Source organism: Streptomyces swartbergensis (assembly GCF_002148965.1).
In the GTDB taxonomy this organism is placed as follows: Bacteria; Actinomycetota; Actinomycetes; order Streptomycetales; family Streptomycetaceae; genus Streptomyces; species Streptomyces swartbergensis.
In genome coordinates this window covers 1-927 of sequence record NZ_NGFN01000759.1, presented here as the reverse complement: position 1 = coordinate 927, position 927 = coordinate 1, and the positions used below count along the sequence as shown (strand labels likewise).

Here is a 927-nt window from a genome sequence, read left to right as displayed (position 1 = left end):
GGCTGGGTCTACCTGGTGGGGATGCCGTCGTACCGGGACCTCGAGGACGGCGGTGTAGAGGCAGCCGAGTACCGGGTGTGGGTGCGCGCTCCCGACCACGTACGGCCGGTCGACGGCGTCGACTACGACCAGGTCGTCACCGAGAAGCTGGAGCGGTCGCCGCAGTCGGTGGCCCGTGAGGTCCTCGGGGAGCGCCGGCCTTCAGGGTGGGTCCTTGCCAAGGTACGCGACGGGCGCGGCCCGGCCCGCTCCGTCCTGCACGCACCAGACTGCGAGGAAGTACCGGCAGGTGCGCCGCTGCTCGATGTGGAGCACGCGTTGAACGTCGCGGAGAATCCAGGGACGCGGCTGTGTACCTTGTGCGGCTGCGCGCAGGAGCTGACCCCCATGCTTCGTGGCTTCGACCACATCACCGACGGCTGAGCGTCGCCGTCGCCGTGGTTTGTGGCTGCCCGGGGTGCGTGTCAGAGCATGTTGCGCCCAGCCAGGTACGCCTCCCACACCCTTACAGCTTGTTCGGCGATCTCCCGGGCGTCATAGTCCTTGCCTCCGGACTCAATGTAGAAGCGGTGCGCCGATGTTCCAGTACCGGGAAAGACGCTGACATCGTTCCTGGCGATCGTTGTGCCAAAGTCACCGGTCTGCGAGCTCGTCAGCTTGAAGTGCTTGGAGCCGTTGGCGATATCCGCACAGAGCTGGAGAGCCGGGCTTTTGTCGATCACTTCGTGCACGTCGTCCTCGGTCACCCCGCACTTTGGATCATTCCGGAGCCAGTCCTTCAGGTGGTGGATGGTCTCGAAGAACGACAGAACCCTGTCGAGTGCAGCATCAGTGCCGCCCGGTGCGCCTGTGTAGACGGTGCGCACTTCCTCAAGACGGCGGCCCACCCGCTTCCACTGCGATTGCCATCCGTGGCCAATCATGGCT

At 65.4% G+C, this 927-nt stretch carries 2 protein-coding genes; one reads left to right on the top strand and one right to left on the bottom strand.

Features of this window, described 5'->3' with window-relative positions:
• Positions 1-423, top strand: a 423-nt coding sequence (locus CA983_RS44150) for a DUF6233 domain-containing protein (RefSeq protein WP_244207369.1), incomplete at its 5' end; no start/stop codon positions are given.
• Positions 424-464: 41 nt separating this feature from the next.
• Here CA983_RS44150 and CA983_RS46525 read toward each other — a convergent pair.
• Positions 465-927: hypothetical protein (locus tag CA983_RS46525; RefSeq protein WP_086606158.1), on the bottom strand; the 463-nt coding region annotated here is incomplete at its 5' end.